Source organism: Anaerococcus kampingae (assembly GCF_046365475.1).
GTDB classification, from domain to species: domain Bacteria; phylum Bacillota; class Clostridia; order Tissierellales; family Peptoniphilaceae; genus Anaerococcus; species Anaerococcus kampingae.
On the sequence record NZ_JBGMEF010000029.1, the window covers coordinates 54,057 to 71,188 of the forward strand.

The 17,132-nt window shown below is 37.2% G+C and carries 17 protein-coding genes and 1 other annotated feature; of the genes, 15 read left to right on the forward strand and 2 right to left on the reverse strand.

Features of this window, described 5'->3' with window-relative positions:
- Nucleotides 1-101 precede the first annotated feature (101 nt).
- The 4 genes from metG to rsmA are packed head-to-tail and all read left to right on the forward strand — an operon-like array spanning nt 102 to nt 4,172.
- Nucleotides 102-2,048 carry a methionine--tRNA ligase gene (gene metG / locus ACCQ42_RS07670; protein WP_410035824.1) on the forward strand — a complete coding sequence of 649 codons (1,947 nt, stop codon included), beginning with the start codon at nt 102-104 and terminating at the stop codon, nt 2,046-2,048.
- A complete protein-coding gene (locus tag ACCQ42_RS07675) occupies nt 2,048-2,806 on the forward strand; it encodes a TatD family hydrolase (protein ID WP_410035825.1) in 759 nt (252 codons plus the stop codon). The genes metG and ACCQ42_RS07675 overlap by 1 nt, the downstream gene beginning before the upstream one ends.
- Complete coding sequence (gene rnmV, locus ACCQ42_RS07680) at nt 2,803-3,333, forward strand: ribonuclease M5 (RefSeq protein WP_410035826.1); 531 nt, start codon at nt 2,803-2,805, stop codon at nt 3,331-3,333. Before ACCQ42_RS07675 ends, rnmV begins: the two co-directional genes overlap by 4 nt.
- Nucleotides 3,330-4,172, forward strand: coding sequence for a 16S rRNA (adenine(1518)-N(6)/adenine(1519)-N(6))-dimethyltransferase RsmA (gene rsmA / locus ACCQ42_RS07685; protein WP_410035827.1), 843 nt, complete (start codon nt 3,330-3,332; stop codon nt 4,170-4,172). Before rnmV ends, rsmA begins: the two co-directional genes overlap by 4 nt.
- Here rsmA and ACCQ42_RS07690 read toward each other — a convergent pair.
- On the reverse strand, nt 4,158-4,445 hold the full coding sequence (locus ACCQ42_RS07690) for a hypothetical protein (RefSeq protein ID WP_410035828.1): 288 nt from the start codon (nt 4,443-4,445) through the stop codon (nt 4,158-4,160). The genes rsmA and ACCQ42_RS07690 overlap by 15 nt on opposite strands.
- A gap of 127 nt (nt 4,446-4,572) precedes the next feature.
- Here ACCQ42_RS07690 and ACCQ42_RS07695 point away from each other — a divergent pair, with 127 nt between their 5' ends.
- The 9 genes from ACCQ42_RS07695 (at nt 4,573) to ACCQ42_RS07735 (ending at nt 14,403) form a co-directional block, all read left to right on the forward strand.
- Entirely contained in the window at nt 4,573-4,800 is a 228-nt protein-coding gene (locus ACCQ42_RS07695; RefSeq protein ID WP_106460892.1) for a glutaredoxin family protein, read from the forward strand.
- Between the two features lie 102 nt (nt 4,801-4,902).
- The gene (locus tag ACCQ42_RS07700; RefSeq protein ID WP_410035829.1) at nt 4,903-5,226 is read left to right on the forward strand and encodes a type II toxin-antitoxin system Phd/YefM family antitoxin; all 324 of its coding nucleotides are present in this window, start codon (nt 4,903-4,905) and stop codon (nt 5,224-5,226) included.
- The gene (locus ACCQ42_RS07705) at nt 5,223-5,543 is read left to right on the forward strand and encodes a type II toxin-antitoxin system RelE family toxin (RefSeq protein WP_410035830.1); all 321 of its coding nucleotides are present in this window, start codon (nt 5,223-5,225) and stop codon (nt 5,541-5,543) included. The genes ACCQ42_RS07700 and ACCQ42_RS07705 overlap by 4 nt, the downstream gene beginning before the upstream one ends.
- A 164-nt stretch (nt 5,544-5,707) precedes the next feature.
- Nucleotides 5,708-7,126 (forward strand): [FeFe] hydrogenase H-cluster radical SAM maturase HydG, encoded by a 1,419-nt coding sequence (hydG, locus tag ACCQ42_RS07710; protein WP_410035831.1) that lies wholly within the window; start codon nt 5,708-5,710, stop codon nt 7,124-7,126.
- Nucleotides 7,110-8,261, forward strand: coding sequence for a [FeFe] hydrogenase H-cluster maturation GTPase HydF (gene hydF / locus ACCQ42_RS07715; protein WP_410035832.1), 1,152 nt, complete (start codon nt 7,110-7,112; stop codon nt 8,259-8,261). Before hydG ends, hydF begins: the two co-directional genes overlap by 17 nt.
- A gap of 77 nt (nt 8,262-8,338) precedes the next feature.
- Nucleotides 8,339-8,570, forward strand: a binding site (T-box leader).
- Between the two features lie 61 nt (nt 8,571-8,631).
- Nucleotides 8,632-9,663 (forward strand): methionine ABC transporter ATP-binding protein, encoded by a 1,032-nt coding sequence (locus ACCQ42_RS07720; protein ID WP_410035833.1) that lies wholly within the window; start codon nt 8,632-8,634, stop codon nt 9,661-9,663.
- Nucleotides 9,650-10,315: a methionine ABC transporter permease gene (locus ACCQ42_RS07725; protein WP_106460886.1), complete on the forward strand. Its 666-nt coding sequence runs from the start codon at nt 9,650-9,652 to the stop codon at nt 10,313-10,315. Before ACCQ42_RS07720 ends, ACCQ42_RS07725 begins: the two co-directional genes overlap by 14 nt.
- Before the next feature lie 67 nt (nt 10,316-10,382).
- Nucleotides 10,383-11,252 (forward strand): MetQ/NlpA family ABC transporter substrate-binding protein, encoded by an 870-nt coding sequence (locus ACCQ42_RS07730; protein WP_410035834.1) that lies wholly within the window; start codon nt 10,383-10,385, stop codon nt 11,250-11,252.
- A 169-nt stretch (nt 11,253-11,421) separates the two neighbouring features.
- Nucleotides 11,422-14,403: a hypothetical protein gene (locus ACCQ42_RS07735; RefSeq protein WP_410035835.1), complete on the forward strand. Its 2,982-nt coding sequence runs from the start codon at nt 11,422-11,424 to the stop codon at nt 14,401-14,403.
- Nucleotides 14,404-14,444: 41 nt separating this feature from the next.
- On the opposite strand, the gene ACCQ42_RS07740 is transcribed toward ACCQ42_RS07735, so the two are convergent.
- Nucleotides 14,445-15,737 carry an O-acetylhomoserine aminocarboxypropyltransferase/cysteine synthase family protein gene (locus ACCQ42_RS07740; protein WP_410035836.1) on the reverse strand — a complete coding sequence of 431 codons (1,293 nt, stop codon included), beginning with the start codon at nt 15,735-15,737 and terminating at the stop codon, nt 14,445-14,447.
- Nucleotides 15,738-16,133: 396 nt separating this feature from the next.
- Here ACCQ42_RS07740 and ACCQ42_RS07745 point away from each other — a divergent pair, with 396 nt between their 5' ends.
- Together ACCQ42_RS07745 and ACCQ42_RS07750 are read left to right on the forward strand one after the other, a co-directional pair.
- Complete coding sequence (locus tag ACCQ42_RS07745) at nt 16,134-16,616, forward strand: glutathione peroxidase (RefSeq protein ID WP_106460883.1); 483 nt, start codon at nt 16,134-16,136, stop codon at nt 16,614-16,616.
- Nucleotides 16,609-17,100 (forward strand): AMMECR1 domain-containing protein, encoded by a 492-nt coding sequence (locus ACCQ42_RS07750; protein ID WP_265235992.1) that lies wholly within the window; start codon nt 16,609-16,611, stop codon nt 17,098-17,100. Before ACCQ42_RS07745 ends, ACCQ42_RS07750 begins: the two co-directional genes overlap by 8 nt.
- The last annotated feature ends 32 nt before the right edge of the window (nt 17,101-17,132 follow it).

Sequence of the window (17,132 nt, forward strand, 5' to 3'; positions counted from 1 at the left end):
TCTGAGTATACTAAATATTAAATTTGTTTTTTATCTCAAATTTCGATTTTTAGGGCTTTTGAAGTATGATAAAATAAGAATTATTTATAGGAGATGACTAGATGACCAATAAGAAACCTTATTATATTACAACACCAATATATTATCCAAACTCCAATTTACATATAGGAAACACCTATACATCAATAATTGCGGATGTTTTAAAAAGATATAAAAATCTGATGGGTTATGATGCTTATCTTGTTACAGGTACTGATGAGCATGGTCAAAAGATTATGGAATCTGCTCATGCCCATGGCAAAGAGCCACAAGAATTTGTAGATAAGATTGCAGCTGAGACCATCAAATTATGGGAAAAGCTTGAAATTAATTATGACACCTTTATCCGTTCTACTGGCAAGGATCACGAGAAGGATGTAGTGGATATCTTTAACAAACTTTATAACCAAGGAGATATCTACAAGGGTGAATACAAGGGTTATTATTGTACACCTTGTGAGACTTTTTGGACTGAAAGCCAGCTAGAAGATGGTAAATGTCCAGATTGTGGTCGTGATGTTGAGTACCAAGAAGAAGAAACATATTTCTTTAGACTATCAAAATATACAGATAAACTTAAAGAACTATTCAAAGATCACCCAGAATTTTTAGAGCCTAAGTTTAGGCAAAAGGAAATGCTTAATAACTTCATAGACAAGGGCCTTTCTGACCTATCTGTGACAAGGACTTCCTTTGATTGGGGAGTGGATGTCCCATTTGATAATAAACACGTAGTTTATGTGTGGATTGATGCCCTATCTTGCTATCTATCAGCAATTGGATTTGGAACTGACAAGGAGAAATTTGAGAAATATTGGCCAGCTAGCGTTCATTTAATCGGTAAGGATATAGTAAGATTCCATACTATTATTTGGCCAGCACTTTTGATGGCACTTGACCTTCCACTTCCAGAAAAAGTTTTTGCCCACGGTTGGATTTTATTTGAAAATGACAAGATGAGTAAGTCCAAGGGCAATATCATGTATCCAGAGCCACTAGTAGACCTTTATGGCAATGATGCCCTTAAATACTTCATGCTAAGAGAATTTAACTTTGGATCTGATGGGGACTTTTCTGCAAAGAAATTTATGGAAAGATACAATTCAGACCTTGTAAATGACCTTGGCAACCTTGTTTCTAGAACTACTTCAATGATTTCTAAATACAATGGCGGCATAATCGAAAAGGGTACAGAAACTGATAAATATGATGATGAATTAATTGCTCTAGCTGGAAAGACCTACGAAGAATTTGTAAGACTCATGGATGAATTTAAATTCAACGAGGCCCTTGAAACAGTTTGGAAGCTAATCCGTCGTGCCAATAAATATGTAGATGAGACTGAGCCTTGGATTCTTGGTCGTGATGGGGCAAATCTTCCAAGACTAAACAGAGTTTTATATAACCTTGCTGAGACTTTAAGAATTGTTGCCCAATTAATTGAGCCAACCATGAAGGATACTACAAAAATAATCCTAGAAAAATTAGGCACAAGCAATAAGGGAATCGAATCTGCCAAGACTTTTGGCCTTCTTGAAGAGGGAAGCAAGGTATCAAAGGGCAAGAACTTATTTGATAGACTTGATGTTGATGAAGAGCTTGCAAAACTTCACGAGAAAAACAACGCTCTTATCCAGGAAAGACTTGTTGATAGCAAGGTAGATGATAAGAAGGAAGATGAAAAGGCTGAAATTGCCTACGAAGACTTCACCAAGCTTGACCTAGTTGTAGGAAAAATTGTAGAAGCAGACTTCCATCCAGATGCTGACAAGCTTTTGGTTTTCAAAGTTGATATAGGTACAGAGACCAGGACAATCGTATCAGGCATCAAAAAATGGTACAAGCCAGAAGATTTGCTTGGCAAAAATGTAATTGTTGTCAAAAACCTAGCCCCAAGAAAGATGCGTGGAATTGAATCACAAGGCATGCTCCTTGCAGCAGACTTTGGAGATGATTTGACCCTTCTTTCAACCCTAGCTGACATCAAGCCAGGAAGCAAGGTATCTTAATGAAGCTAATAGATTCTCACGCCCACTTAACAAGCGAAGAATTTGATCAGGACAGGCTCTTTATCCTAAGAGACCTGTCTAATTTCTTTGTAGAGGCAGTGGTAAATCCAGGCACAAATCTCGCAAATTCAAGGGCAAATATTGCCCTTGCCAAGGACTTTGACAATTTCTATGCCCAGGTAGGCATCCACCCATCAGATGTGGATCAGATGGGAGAAAATGACCTAGAGGAAATTGAAAGACTAGCCAAAGAGGGGGCAGTAGCCATCGGGGAAATCGGTCTTGATTACTATTGGACCACAGAAACCAAAGCCCTCCAAAAGGAAGTTTTTATCAAGCAATTAGAAATGGCCAGAAGACTTGACTTGCCAGTTGTAATCCACAATAGGGATGCCACAGAAGATATAATGGAAATTTTAAAAGACTATACAGACTTAAAGGTCCAAATCCACTGTTTTTCGACAGATGAAAAGACTCTTGAAACCTATATGGATTGGGGCTTTTATATCTCTCTTGGCGGAGTTGTAACCTACAAGGATGGCCTAAATGAAAAGCAAGCAGCAGCCCTTGTCCCACTTGATAGGCTCATGCTTGAAACAGATAGCCCCTACCTTACTCCAAAGACCTTTAGGGGCCTTAGGAATGACCCACGCAGGATAATAGAAGTAGCCCAAAAAATTGCAGAAATTAGGGGTCAAAAGCTATCAACCATTGCCAAGTGGACCAGCAAAAATGCCAAGGAGTTTTTCAATTTATGATAAAAGAATGCCTAGTAGTAGAAGGAAAAGATGATATAGCCAATGTTAAAAGGGCGGTAGACTGTGAGATGATAGCTACAAATGGCCTAGCCTTTGATAAGGACCTAATTGATAGGCTTAAGGCCATCAACGACAGGTGCGGGATAATAATTTTAACCGACCCAGACTATGCTGGTAAGAAAATCAGGGCCAAGATTGGAAGAGAAATTCCAACAGCCAAGCACGCCTATATTGACAGAAACAAGGCCATTAAAAAGGGCGACTTAGGTGTTGAAAATGCTGAGCCAGAAGTAATCCTAGAGGCCCTAAAAAAGGCCAAGGCAACAAAGATTGACAAGCTAAGCGAATTTACCATGGCAGACTTATTTAATAATGGCCTTGCCATTGGAGAAAACTCTAGAGAAAGAAGGGCTAAGCTTGGAGATTTTCTAGGCATCGGCTATTATAATGCTAAGGGCCTTTTGTCAAAACTTAATTCCTTTGGAATCAGCCGAGAAGAATTTGAAAGGGGAGTTGAAGCTTTATGAAAAAACTATATTCACCAAAAGTTGTAAAAGATATAATAGACCTTTATGGCTTTAGATTTTCAAAATCTCTTGGCCAAAACTTCCTCATAGACAAGAATTTCGTCGACAAAATCGTAGATGGGGCAGATGTAGCAGGGAAAAATGTCATAGAAGTAGGCCCAGGCATCGGGACAATTTCCTACGAGATGGCAAAGACTTGCAAAAAACTCGTCCTAATAGAAATTGACTCGACCTTGATTCCAATCCTTGAAGAAAATATGGAAGAATTTGACAATGTAGAGATCATAAATGCAGATATTTTAAAGACAGACCTGATAGAAATCCAGGAAAAATATTTCGCAGGAGAGACCTTTGCCTTTGTATCTAATCTTCCCTATTATATAACAACTCCAATCATAGAAAAAATCTTTGAAGACGATGTAAATTGCACGTCTATGACTGTCATGGTCCAAAAGGAAGTGGCAGATAGGATGCTAGCTGATGAAAAAAGCAAGGACTACTCATCTCTATCAGTCTTTGTAAAATATTATGCAGATGCCAAAAGGCTAACCAATGTGCCAAAATCAGTCTTCATGCCAGCTCCAAAAATAGACTCGGCAGTCCTAAGGTTAGATTTAAGGGCCTATGACAAGGATGTGGACAGGGATAAGCTTTTTAGCCTAGTGAGGGCAGGTTTTGCTAAAAGACGCAAGACCATCCTAAATTCCCTATCAGCAGTGGCAGATAAGGAAGATTTGAAGGAGGCCTTTGCCAATTTAGGCCTAAAAGAAAATCTAAGGGCAGAAAATCTCTCCCTAGATGATTTTATAAATATAGCAAATAGCTTAGAAAATTGTTAGGCTAGAGGGATCGTAGAGTACTTTATCTATGATCTCTTCTAGGCTTTTTTCTTTGATAATAATTTTATCGAGGGCGGCAAAAAGCCCATCCCTGTCATCAAAGTCAGCCAAATAAACATTAGCATCAGGACTTGATAAGACCCAGGCATGTTCATGATTTTCATCGCCCAGATTATTTATCGAATAAGGGACATTATCAAAAATAAATTCGATTTCATGGCCTATTTCTAGTAGGTTTTTAAGGTCCTTGTAAGAAAAATTTTGATTTTTCATGACTACTCCTTGTTTAAGATAAAAATTTGTGGGTATATTTCTAATTGAGACTTCGGTCTTATTTTTATTTTATACTAATTTTATTTTTTGGGTATATATAAAATAGAGAAAAAGAAAGAGGGAGTATATGCACGATATTACAATTTACACATCAAATACTTGCGTATTTTGCAAGGCAGCAAAACAATATTTCAATGAAAAAGGCATTGAATACACAGAAAAAAACATCGACAAGGACAAGGAAGCAGTTAACTACCTTATAGAAAAAGGCTACAGGGGAGTACCTGTAATAAACATCGATGGCGAAGACATCGTAGGCTTTGATAAGGAAGTTATCGAAGAAAAATTAAAATAGTAAGAAGGGCCAGGAGACTGGCTCTTTTTTGTGTGGGGATTTATCGATTAAAGCATTGATATTTTTATAGATAAATATATAGTTATTATATAGGAGGGCCTTATGGATTTTATAAGAAATATTAAAGAAAAAACTGTAGCTATTTCTGATTTTAACAAGGGTCAAGCTGGGAAAATTTTTGATGAGGTCAATAAAAAGGGCCCTAAACTTGTTTTCAAAAATAATTCTCCAGAATGTGTCCTAATATCAGTAGATGACTATAGCAAGTTATTAGATGAGATAGAAGACTTAAAAGACTTAATCTTAGCAGAAAAGAGGATGAAGTCCTTAAAAGAAGAAGATTTAATCAGCCAGGAAGAATTTGAAAAACTTGCAGGTATTAGTTTGGAAGATACCCAAGCAATTGATTTAGATGAAATCCTATGAAATACAAATTAGTTTTAACTAAGGATGCTTATAAGGACTACATGAGCCTTGATGGGTCTATGAGAAAACAAGTGGATAAGATTTTAAAAAGAGTCCTAGAAAACCCACTTCCTGCAAGCCAGGGAGGCTATGGAAAGCCTTTAAGGAATAAAAATGGTCTTGATTTGTCAGATTTTCTAAAAATCAAACTTAGGTCTTCAGGTCTTAGGATTGTTTATAAATTAGCTGAAGTTGACGGACAGATGCTAGTAATAATTATTGGAGCTAGGTCTGATTTGGATGTTTATAGAGAAGCCTATAGAAGAATAAATAAGTAAGCAAAGGGCTAGGTTACTGGCTCTTTTTGTGTGAGGATTTTCCTTTATCGGCTAATTTATTTTGTTATATAAAAAATTATTTTAAAAATTTGTCCAAAAGTATTATAATTATAGGTAGGTTAATAAATATAAGTAAAATTTACATAGAAAAGAAAGAAGGAAATATGACTAAATACGATCCTGCCTCTACTAAGGCAGTTGAATTTATAAATCACGAAGAGATACTTGAGACCCTAGATTATGGTAGGGCCAATGCTCACAACAGAGACCTTATCAAATCTATCTTAGAAAAGGCTAGAAAGGCCAAGGGCCTATCCCATAGGGAGGCTTTTGTGCTTTTATCATCCAAGGAAGAAGACCTTAATGAAGAGATTTTCAACCTTGCCAAAGAGCTTAAGCATAAGTTTTATGCCAATAGGATTGTCTTATTTGCACCCCTTTACCTATCAAATTACTGTGTAAATGGTTGTGTATATTGCCCATACCATGGCCAAAATAGGACTATTCCAAGAAGAAAACTTACCCAAGAAGAGATTAAAGAACAGGTTATTGCCCTCCAAGACCTAGGCCACAAGAGACTTGCCCTAGAGGCTGGCGAAGATCCAATAAATAACCCAATTGAATACATCCTTGAATCTATAAAGACAATTTATGGAATTAAGCACAAAAATGGCGCTATAAGAAGGGTAAATGTAAATATTGCCGCTACAACTGTAGAAAATTATAGGAAGCTTAAGGAAGCTGAGATTGGTACCTATATCCTCTTCCAAGAAACTTATAACAAAAAACAATACGAAGAACTTCACAAGTTCGGTCCAAAATCAAATTATGAATACCACACAGAAGCCATGGATAGGGCCATGGAAGGTGGAATCGATGATGTGGGCATGGGAGTTTTATATGGACTTGATTCCTACGAATATGAATTTGTCGGCCAATTGATGCATGCTGAGCACCTTGAAGCCAGATTTAACGTAGGCCCTCATACAATTTCTGTCCCAAGAATCCAACCGGCAGATGATATAGACCCTGATGATTTTGACAATTCTTTATCAGATGATATGTTTGCAAAAGTTGTAGCCTGCATAAGAATTGCAGCCCCATACACAGGCATGATTGTATCAACCCGTGAATCTGAGGCTATGCGTGATAGATTGCTTGAGCTTGGCATAAGCCAAATTTCTGGTGGTTCTAAGACATCAGTAGGTGGCTATACAGATGATGAAACAGTAGGCTCTGACCAATTTGAGCTATCTGACAATAGGAGCCTGGATGAGGTTGTTGACTGGCTTATATCTAAAAACCACGTCCCATCCTTCTGCACAGCCTGCTACAGAAAGGGCAGGACTGGTGAAGTCTTCATGGGCATGGTCAAAGAGCACGGTATAGGCAATATCTGCCATCCAAACGCCCTAGTTACCCTAAAAGAATATGGAGTAGACTACGCAAGCCCACAAACTAAGACTGATATTGACAAGCTAATCGAAAGAGAACTTCCAAACATTGAAAATGAAGGGATAAGGGAGTCCACAAGAGAAAATATCAAAAACGTTGAGGAAGGCATCCGTGACCTCTATATCTAAGACAGGCTTTAGTGAAAGATGTCATATAGGGATTTTTGGTAGGACTAATGCTGGTAAATCAACCCTTCTAAACTATCTGACAGGTCTTGACCATGCCATAGTCTCTGAAAAGGAAGGGACTACAACAGACCCTATCAAAAAGGCCATGGAGATAACAGACTTTGGGCCGGTTGTCCTTGTTGATACGGCAGGCTTTGCAGATAGGAGTGACCTATCAGAAAAAAGAATAGAAAAATCTCTAGCAGAGATAGATAAGATTGATATATTTCTCTATTGCCTATCTGAAGATGATGACCTAAAAATCTTAGAGAAAATCAATAAACCTGTGATTTTCCTTGCCATGCACATGGATAAGGAAAGGGGCAAGGAAATCCTTGAAGAATTTAAGGATAAGGCCCCAATACCTGTTGATATTAGAAATACCAAGGCAAGGGATGAAATCTTTGCTAGGATTAGAAAGATCTACAAAAAAGAAGACCTATCTATCACCAAAAACCTGGTAGGTGCCCACGATACGGTAGTTCTTGTCATGCCTCAAGATGCGGCAAGCCCTAAGGATAGGCTCATAAAGCCCCAAGTTATGACAATAAGGGAAATAATAGATAAAAATGCTACAGCTATTTGTACAAATCTTGAAAATTTTGAGGCGACTATTAAATCTCTTAATAAAATAGATTTGATAATCACAGATAGCCAGGTTTTTAAAGAGGTCTACCAGAAAAAGCCAGAAGGAGTTTTGCTTACAAGCTTTTCAGTTCTATTTTCTGCCTTTAAGGGGGATATAAATTATTTTGTAAAATCTGCAGAAAGGCTAGATGATGATATAAAAAACATCCTAATAGCAGAAGCCTGCACCCATCCTCCTATAGAAGAAGACATAGGTACAGTCAAGATTCCAAAGCTTATAAGAAAGACCCACCCTGATGTAAATATAGATTTTGTAAGGGGCAATGACCCTATAGATTATGCAAAATACGACCTAATCATCACTTGTGGATCATGTATGTTTAATAGGACCCATGTCCTAAATAGGCTAGCAAAGTCAAAAGAAGCCTATGTTCCTATGACAAATTATGGCATAGCTATAGCCAAACTTAGCGGTATCCTTGATAAAATCACCCTTCCAGATGAATAAATAAAAATTATGCCTTATAAATTTGACATAAAAATTTAAAGATGGTATTATATGACTATCAATTCGATAATAGATTTACAAACCATTTGAAGAGAAGAGTAGTTTAAGTGGATTTTCTACAGAGAGCCCCGGTCGGTGCAAAGGGGTGAATTAAAGCTTAGATGAAGATGGCCTCGGATGGGATGAGTCGATATGAGACCCATACGGGAATTCCCGTTATAGAAGAAGAGTATGTTTGTACTTGATGAGTGTATATTTGGGGTGACCCAGGTATAAAATAAGGTGGTAACGCGTCAAAACGTCCTTATGTTTCCTTTTGGAAATGTAAGGACGTTTTTTTATAATCTATAAGAAGAGAAAAGAGAGAAAGATGATAGAATTAAAAAATATAAGCGTAGACTTTGACGGTTTTAAGGCTGTCAAGGATGTAAGTCTAAAAATAGAAGAGCAGGATGCCTTCGGTATTGTAGGCTTTTCTGGGGCAGGCAAGTCGACCCTAGTTAGGACAATCAACCTCCTCCAAAGACCAAGTGAGGGAGAGGTCCTAATCGATGGGGAAAACCTCCTAGATTTAAGCCAAAAAGACCTAAGGGCAAGGAGGAAAAAAATTGGAATGATCTTCCAACACTTCAATCTCCTAAACAACCTGACAGTAATTGACAATGTAATATTTCCAATCAAAAAAGATAAGAGCCTAAGCCCTGAAGAAAAAAGAGCTAAGGCCCAAAGGCTTTTGGAAAAGGTTGGAATTGGTGATAAGGCAGATAACTATCCGAGGGAATTATCAGGAGGCCAGCAGCAAAGATGTGCCATAGCAAGGGCCCTAGCATCAGACCCTGAAATCCTCCTTTGTGATGAGGCCACAAGCGCCCTAGATCCTAAAACAACCAAGCAAATCCTAAAGCTTTTAAAAGAGCTCAACCAAGAGCTTAAGCTAACCATAGTAATAATAACCCACCAGATGGAAGTGGTAAAGGACCTTTGCAACAAATGTGCAGTCATGCAGGGTGGAGAAATCATTGAAATGGGCACAACCCTAGAAATATTCGCCAATCTTCAAAATGACCTAACCAAAGAATTTGTTGAAACCAGTACCAACACCAGGGAGACAATAGAGGAAGTAAAGGCTAACCTTGGAATTTTAAAGGCAGATGAGCAACTAGCCAAGCTAGACTACTTGGGAGATGCCACAACAGAGCCAATCATAAATGAGCTAAATGAGAGGTTTGGTATAAAAACCAATATCCTTGCAGGCAACATCGAATTTATAAATGGAACACCAGTAGGCAACCTCATCGTAACCATAAAGGGCGATGACAAAAACCTAAGCCAGGTAAGGGCCTACCTCAAGGATAAGAAGACAAACATAGAAATTTTAGGAGGTAAGGATGGGATTCTTTGATTATTCTCTATCGATTAAAGATAGGATAATAAGTGACTTTGGGATAACCCTCTACATGCTAATCGTATCTGCTATATTTGCAGGCATCCTTGGACTAATACTTGGAGTAATAATGGTAGTAACAGATAAGGGAAGGATCTTAGAAAATAAAACAATCTATAGCATCTTAGATAAGTTAACCAACCTCTTTAGGGCTATACCCTTTGTAATCATGATAGCCCTAGTAGTCCCAATAACCAAGGCAATTGTAAATACCAGGATAGGGCCAACAGCAGCCATAGTACCCCTAGTATTTTCAACAGCGCCATTTTTTGCAAGGCAAGTAGAACAAGCCCTAGCAGAAGTAGAACCGGGCAAGATAGAGGCGGCAGATGCCATGGGGCTAAGCCCCTTTGAGATAATAATAAGAGTATACCTAAGAGAAGGCCTACCAAGCCTAATCAGGGCATCATCCATAACCCTAATCTCCCTATTAGGCCTTACAGCAATGGCAGGCATAGTCGGTGCAGGCGGTATAGGAGATTTGGCCATAGCCCTAGGTTATCAAAGATACAAAGATGATGTGGTAGTGGTAGCAGTAGTACTAATACTTGTAATAGTCTATATCATCCAGGCTATAGCAAACTACCTAATAAGAAAAACAAGTCACTAATCTAAAAGATTTTAATATATATTGTTGGAATGTTACTCAAATTCATAAAAATATAAAGGAGAAAGAAATGAAATTAACAGCAAAAATCGCCCTAGCCCTAGGACTAGTGGCAACACTAACAGCTTGCGGATCTAACAGCAAGACAGAAGAAAAGCCAGCAGAGGCAACAAAGACAGAAACAGCGGAAAAAGCAGAAACAAAAGATGACAAAGGCCCAATCAAAATCGGTGTAGTAGGAGAATACAACGAAGTCCTAGAAGAAGTAATAAAAAGATATGAAGAAGGAACAGGTGATAAGGTAGAACTAGTCAAATTTGCAGACTACAATCAACCAAACGAAGCCCTTCTAGCAGGAGATATAGACCTAAACGCCTACCAACACTACAAATTCTTAGACGAATTTAACGCAGACAGGGGAAGTGATTTAGTATCAATCGGCGATACAATGCTAGCACCAATTGCCCTATTCTCAAATAAGGTAAAAAGCCTAGATGACTTAGAAGAAGGAGCAAGAATAGCAATACCAAATGACCCATCAAATGGCTCAAGAGCCCTATTCCTCCTTCAAGATGCAGGACTTATCAAAGTAGAAGGTGAACCAGGCGAGATTGTAGGCCTAGATAAGATAAAAGAAAATCCAAAGAACCTAGAAATAATCGAAATGGACGCATCTCAAACATCAAGAAGCTTAGATGATGTAGACGCAGCAGCAGTAAACGACACCTTCGCCCTAGATGCAGGCCTAGATAGAAAGACAATAATCTATGAAGAAAATCCAAAAAGCGATTCAGTAAAACAATATATCAACATAATCGCAGCAAGAAAAGAAGATGAAAACAACGAAAGATACAAAGAATTCGTAAAATACTACCAAACAGACGAAACAAAAGCTGACTACGAGAGAATAACAAAAGGATCTTGGATACCAGCTTGGTAAAAATAAGGTTTTAGGGTACCTTCCCTAAGACCTTTTTTTTATCCAAGGTAAAAGTATTATTTCATTTCATTAAGGCCACTTACACAATGTTTGCATGAGATTTTATTCATCTAACCTAAATTATGTGATATAATTAGCTAAAGAGATGAATAAATAAGGAAGGTTGTCTATGAAAAAAATACTCTTAATTGCTTGTATGGTTTTTGTTTTTACATCTTGTGATTATCAAACAAAAGTTGATGAAGTTACTGATGATTTGTCGCAATTAGGCCAAGTTGTGAAGGATAAGGTGGATGAGGTTGTTGATCAAGATAAGGGAAATGACCAGGAGAATCAAAATTATCAATCAAGTAATGAAAATCCTAATATTGAGGAAGATTATCCAATAGAAGAAAATGTAGAAAGCAAGGTACAAAATGAAAATATTGTGGAAAATGAGGAGAAGACCTATGATGACCTATCTTTTATAGATTGCTATAGGGACATATTAAATTCTGACCTACCCCTTAGGGATTATATTTCGACAGAGGATAATTCTCACATAATTACTTATCTAAATGATGATACCTATGTTGATGGAAAGTATTTTAAAACTTCATACCAACACGGGTCCTATTATTTTAACCTCATAGACCATAAGGATTTTAAATACCCTCTCTTAGTCTTAAAAGAAAAATCCAAGATGTTTTCATCAATAGTGATTGTCCAATATCTAGGAGATGGAAAATACAACACCATGGGCTATCTAGGTGGATCAGAGATAAGCTTTCAGCCAGAAAACTTATACTTTGATGAAGAAGGTAATCTTTATGCGGATTCTTCATATTATGAAGATGAAATTTACGGTATAAACAAGGTAGATGATAGGCTTATGGCAAATTTTCTATACACACCTGATAGCAAGGGAAAAGCCACCAAGCTTTACGCAGACTATTATTCAGAACCACCAATAGAAAAAATTGACGAAAATTATCCAAACGGGGTTGATAACTTTGATAGGCTAATGATTTTTGATGACACAAAAGAAGATTTCAGCCTGGAGGAATTAAACGCCTTCAGGGAAAAATTAATACCTGTAGAACTTTTTGACCTTAGCATAGAAAAATACAACGAAGTTGCCAAGGAAAACTTCGCCAATAAGAAAAACATAGCAGTAGGCTCTAAAACAAGGGACTCTAGCATCGAAGATAAGGATGCCTATGCTAAAATGCTTAATTTTATAAGGGAAAATCTTAATATATCTCAGCAAGAAGGCAAGGAAGAAGAAGTCTATATAGCGGATTACGATAATAATGGCAAGCTTGCAGCCTTTGTAGTAGCCATGAACAAAGATTATAAGCCAGAGTTGGTCTTTGTAGATGAAGATTTAAATATTAAAAAGGTCAAAGACTTGATAGATATGAAGCCTTATGCTGAAAGCGGTGGTTATTATAAAATCTTAAATGGAGGGGTCTTTGATGCAGGTAATGATCAATACCTCGCCATAGAAGAAAATTACGGATCAAGCAATTCAGATTGCTATATATATTCTGTTGCTAATAACAATGTCTATGAACCAGATGTTTCCACCAAGGTGGCGACCTTCTACAAGGATGGGGATACCTACGCTAACAAATATTATTACCATGAATACACAGAAATGGGCGGATCATTGCAAGAAGGTATAGAATATTATAAATATTATCAAGTCGATAGGCAATTTGAAAAAAATTCTGCCAATGCTTCAGAAGAAGAAATTGACCTAAATGAGAAAAGTGATGAAAATTCAACTATTGAAGAAGCTATTAATCTAGAAAATGAAGAGGAAAATTCTGAACAAAAAATAGCTGAAGAAAAAATAGAAGAAAAAGCAGATAAGAAGAAAATTGATGAAGAAAAACAGGTTGAGATTGAAGCGAATGATAAAATTAATACTAAATTAAGGGCAAATGTTAAAGATGTAAAACCCATCATCTCCATAGAAGGGGCAGAGGATGGCCTAGATTATGTAGGAAATATATCATTAAGAGTCCTAAATTATAAGGACTATCCTCCAACAGCTAGAATAATAGTAAAGGCAATGGAATTTATTAAAGAAGATAAGGATGGATACTTGATTAGTGAAAAACCGATTGATATAGAAGTTAAGCAGTGGTTGCTTTTTGATTGGGGCAAGGATAGGACCATTTCTCTTTCTATTCAAATTGTAGATGAAGAAAATAAATCTGAAAAATACACATATTGTTTAAACCCGGTCTTTAATAATAATATGAAGAAAATTTCCTCTGGAGATTATTTAAGAGAGACAAAGTTTAGATCATATATGGGCCAGATCAAAGATATAAATACAAAATCAAGAGATAAATATGCCTTTATACAAGATATATATAAGCCAGGTAAATACGATAAAGCTACTATAGAATTAAGAGATAAGTGGTTTGACTACGCTGAGACAATGACCTATTTAAAATTTCTAGAAAATATAAAGGTTGCAGAATCTAGCAAGTATTCAAAAAGCGATTTTAAGAGCCTAAGCCGTCTATCTTCGCATTTAAGAGATATTTCTCTAGCCAAAGAAATCTTATCTTCTATCAAAGATGAATCAGTTGATAAAACTATAAAGTTTGCTGATAAAAAGTATATATTTCATTATGATATGATATCGGTGGGAATGGCAGTAAATTTCGATGGATATATATCTGATGAAGATGGCAACCTTATAAAAGGACTCGATCTTTTAAAGGCTACTAGCAAAGTTGATTCTGATACAATGAAGATAAATGATGCTTATATGAAAGTTATAGGGACACAGATATTTGCAAACTTAGTCGGTGCAGGCAATGCTGTAAAGGAAGCAAATAGACTAGTTAATTTGAGGGAAATTAATATAAGTGATGCTGAAAGAGTATTTAATATGATATATTCCTGTTTTGACGATGATACTATCAAATCAAAGAAAAATAGGATACTTATATCAAAAAGCTTAGGCTTATACAATGAAGGAATAGATTTCTTCACAGTCTGCGAAGCCTTAAATAATATAAGTAACTTTAAAAATGAGAACTTCAACACTACTCTAGCCTTTAACGTAGAAAAAAGAGATTTAAACGACCTATACAAAGATAGCCTTACAGTTATGAAATATTTGGGAAAGCTCGATAAAAATAAATAGGACTTAAAAAATTAGGGAGCCAAGCCCCCTAAAATTAAATGTTAATCTTCTTTTGAGCAAGCTTTCTCAAGAGCTTGGCCTAAGTCTGCGATTATATCGTCGATATGTTCTATTCCGATTGATAATCTAATGAGGCTTGGGCTGATTCCTACACTTTCTAGGTCTTCATCTGATAATTGTCTGTGGGTGGAGCTTGCTGGGTGGAGGGCTAGGCTTCTGACATCTGCTACGTGGACTGCTAGTCTTACTAATTTTAGGGAGTCTATGAATTTGACTGCTGCATCTTTTCCGCCTTTTATTTCAAAGGATAGGACTCCTGCTCCTCCGCTTAGGTATTTTTGGGCTAGGTCGTAAGAGGCAGATGATTTTAAAAATGGGTAGGATACCCTATCTACATATGGGCTATCTTCTAAGAATTCTGCTACGGCTAGGGCGTTTTGGCTGTGTCTTTCCATTCTTAGGGCTAGGGTGTCTAAGCCTAGGAGGGTGAGGTAGGCGTTAAATGGGGATTGGATTGTGCCTAGGTCACGTAGGCCTACTGTACGGAGCCTTGCGGCGTAGGCTGCCTTTCCGAAATGGTCTGTGAAGACTAGGCCGTGATAGGATTCATCCTTTTCTGTTAGGACCTTAAAATCTCCCTTTTTCCAGTCAAAGTTTCCGCTATCTACTATGATTCCACCCATGGCTGCTGCATGACCATCTAGGTATTTGCTTGATGAGTAGGTTACTATATCACAACCATGCTCTATTGGACGGAGGAGGGCTGGGGTAGCTAGGGTATTGTCAAGTATTAGTGGGATATTATTTTCGTGGGCTACTTGGGCGTATTTTTCAATGTCTAGGACATCTGCCTTTGGATTTGTGAGGGATTCCCCAAAGATTAGCTTGGTATTATCCTTGATGGCTGCCTTTAGGGCATCTATGTCATTACAAGGAACAAAAGTAGCTTCTATGCCAAAATTTTTAAGGGTGGTGCCTATGAGGTTGTAGGTTCCTCCATAGATGTTATTTAGGGCTATGACATGGTCTCCTGCTCCTGCTATATTTGTTATTGCAAGAAGATTTGCAGCCTGGCCGCTGCCTGTGGCTACTGCTGCCACGCCTCCATCAAGGGCGGCTAGTCTTTTTTCTAGGGCATCTACTGTAGGATTGCCCAGCCTTGTATAGAAAAATCCTGCTTCCTTTAGGTCAAATAGGTCTGCAACTTCCTTGGTAGAATTGTATTTAAAAGTTGTAGATTGGGAGATTGGTGGGATGTTCGCCCCACCATTTTCAATTTCATAGCCTGCTCTTAGGCAAAGGGTGTCGATATTTTCTTTTCTTTTATCTGTCATTTTTCTTACCTCTTTTATAATATTTATCATAAGCTTAAAAAAAGCCCTCATTATTCCTATAGGAATAACAAGGGCGTAAAATCGCGGTACCACCTTAAATTATTATATAATCACTCATATAATCTCACCGAGTACTAACATACTCTCGCTCTGTAACGTAAGCTGACGTAAATCCCTAATATCGGGAAATCCTAAATGAGAACCATCTTCATACAAACTCTCTCCACTTCTTTCACCACAACGAAGCTCTCTTTGCTTGATTATCTGCACTACTCTTTCTCATATAAAGTTTATGATATGCTTATAATATATGCTACTTAAATCTTTTGTCAACTGAATTTATCTGGAAAAGTCGTATAATATAGGAGATAAGTTAATCGTGATAAGGAGATTAAGATGACTACAGTTTATGATTTTAAGGTAAAAAATGATCAAGGAGAAATGGTTTCTCTTGAAAAATATAAGGGCAAGGTCCTACTTATAGTAAATACTGCTACAAAATGTGGTTTTACCCCACAATATGAAGGCTTAGAAGAACTTTATGAAAAATACAAGGATAGGGGCTTTGAAATTCTAGACTTCCCATCAAACCAATTTGGAGCTCAGGCACCTGGAGATATAGAAGAAATTAATGGTTTTTGCGAGCTTAATTTTGGAACAAGCTTTGATAGGTTTGATAAGATAGATGTAAATGGAGACAATGAAGACCCACTCTACACCTTCCTAAAAAGCCAAAAGAGCGGCCTAGCAGGCCCTGCCATAAAGTGGAATTTCACCAAGTTTTTGATAGATAAAAATGGAAATGTAGTTAAAAGATACGGCTCAGCCAAAAAGCCAAAAAATATAGCAAAGGACATAGAGGAAGAATTAAATGCATAAGGATAAACTAGTAGAACTTGCTTTCGAATCTATAAGATATTATCTTGAAAATGGCAAGTATTTAGAAAAATATGACGAGGAATTAAGAAACAACCACAACGGTGTCCTAATCCAAATTACCAAGGGGGATAGGACAGAAAGATCTGGCTCAATCTACCCAACCAGGGCAAATATAGCCTTAGATGTAATCTATGAAGCAGTAAACCTGGGAGTCTTTGACAATGCCTTTGCCCTAAGACTTGATGAATTAGACGATATCTATATCCAAGTTTTAGAAGTAACAAAGGTAAAAGCAATGGAAAAGCTCGAAGACTTTGGCGTTTACTCAGGCCTACTTTTAAATTACTCAAATAACCCAGCCCTAGTTTTTAGGGAAGATTATGAGACAGACTTTCAGATGTTTGAAGATGCCAAGGAAAGGGCCAATGTCGATGCCTACGATATCTTTAGTATGGAGAAATTTAAAATAAAAAGACATATCTAGGTAGCTTTAAAATTTGACAAAAGCAAGTAAAA

Bases quoted from the DNA above. Each gene is read 5' to 3' on its own strand.
- ACCQ42_RS07690 (WP_410035828.1), bottom strand. From the start codon at position 4,445: ATGAAAAATCAAAATTTTTCTTACAAGGACCTTAAAAACCTACTAGAA.
- rsmA (WP_410035827.1), top strand. From the start codon at position 3,330: ATGAAAAAACTATATTCACCAAAAGTTGTAAAAGATATAATAGACCTT.
- ACCQ42_RS07735 (WP_410035835.1), top strand. From the start codon at position 11,422: ATGAAAAAAATACTCTTAATTGCTTGTATGGTTTTTGTTTTTACATCT.
- rnmV (WP_410035826.1), top strand. From the start codon at position 2,803: ATGATAAAAGAATGCCTAGTAGTAGAAGGAAAAGATGATATAGCCAAT.
- ACCQ42_RS07740 (WP_410035836.1), bottom strand. From the start codon at position 15,737: ATGACAGATAAAAGAAAAGAAAATATCGACACCCTTTGCCTAAGAGCA.
- ACCQ42_RS07720 (WP_410035833.1), top strand. From the start codon at position 8,632: ATGATAGAATTAAAAAATATAAGCGTAGACTTTGACGGTTTTAAGGCT.
- ACCQ42_RS07730 (WP_410035834.1), top strand. From the start codon at position 10,383: ATGAAATTAACAGCAAAAATCGCCCTAGCCCTAGGACTAGTGGCAACA.
- ACCQ42_RS07705 (WP_410035830.1), top strand. From the start codon at position 5,223: ATGAAATACAAATTAGTTTTAACTAAGGATGCTTATAAGGACTACATG.
- ACCQ42_RS07700 (WP_410035829.1), top strand. From the start codon at position 4,903: ATGGATTTTATAAGAAATATTAAAGAAAAAACTGTAGCTATTTCTGAT.
- ACCQ42_RS07750 (WP_265235992.1), top strand. From the start codon at position 16,609: ATGCATAAGGATAAACTAGTAGAACTTGCTTTCGAATCTATAAGATAT.
- ACCQ42_RS07725 (WP_106460886.1), top strand. From the start codon at position 9,650: ATGGGATTCTTTGATTATTCTCTATCGATTAAAGATAGGATAATAAGT.
- ACCQ42_RS07745 (WP_106460883.1), top strand. From the start codon at position 16,134: ATGACTACAGTTTATGATTTTAAGGTAAAAAATGATCAAGGAGAAATG.
- metG (WP_410035824.1), top strand. From the start codon at position 102: ATGACCAATAAGAAACCTTATTATATTACAACACCAATATATTATCCA.
- ACCQ42_RS07695 (WP_106460892.1), top strand. From the start codon at position 4,573: ATGCACGATATTACAATTTACACATCAAATACTTGCGTATTTTGCAAG.
- ACCQ42_RS07675 (WP_410035825.1), top strand. From the start codon at position 2,048: ATGAAGCTAATAGATTCTCACGCCCACTTAACAAGCGAAGAATTTGAT.
- hydG (WP_410035831.1), top strand. From the start codon at position 5,708: ATGACTAAATACGATCCTGCCTCTACTAAGGCAGTTGAATTTATAAAT.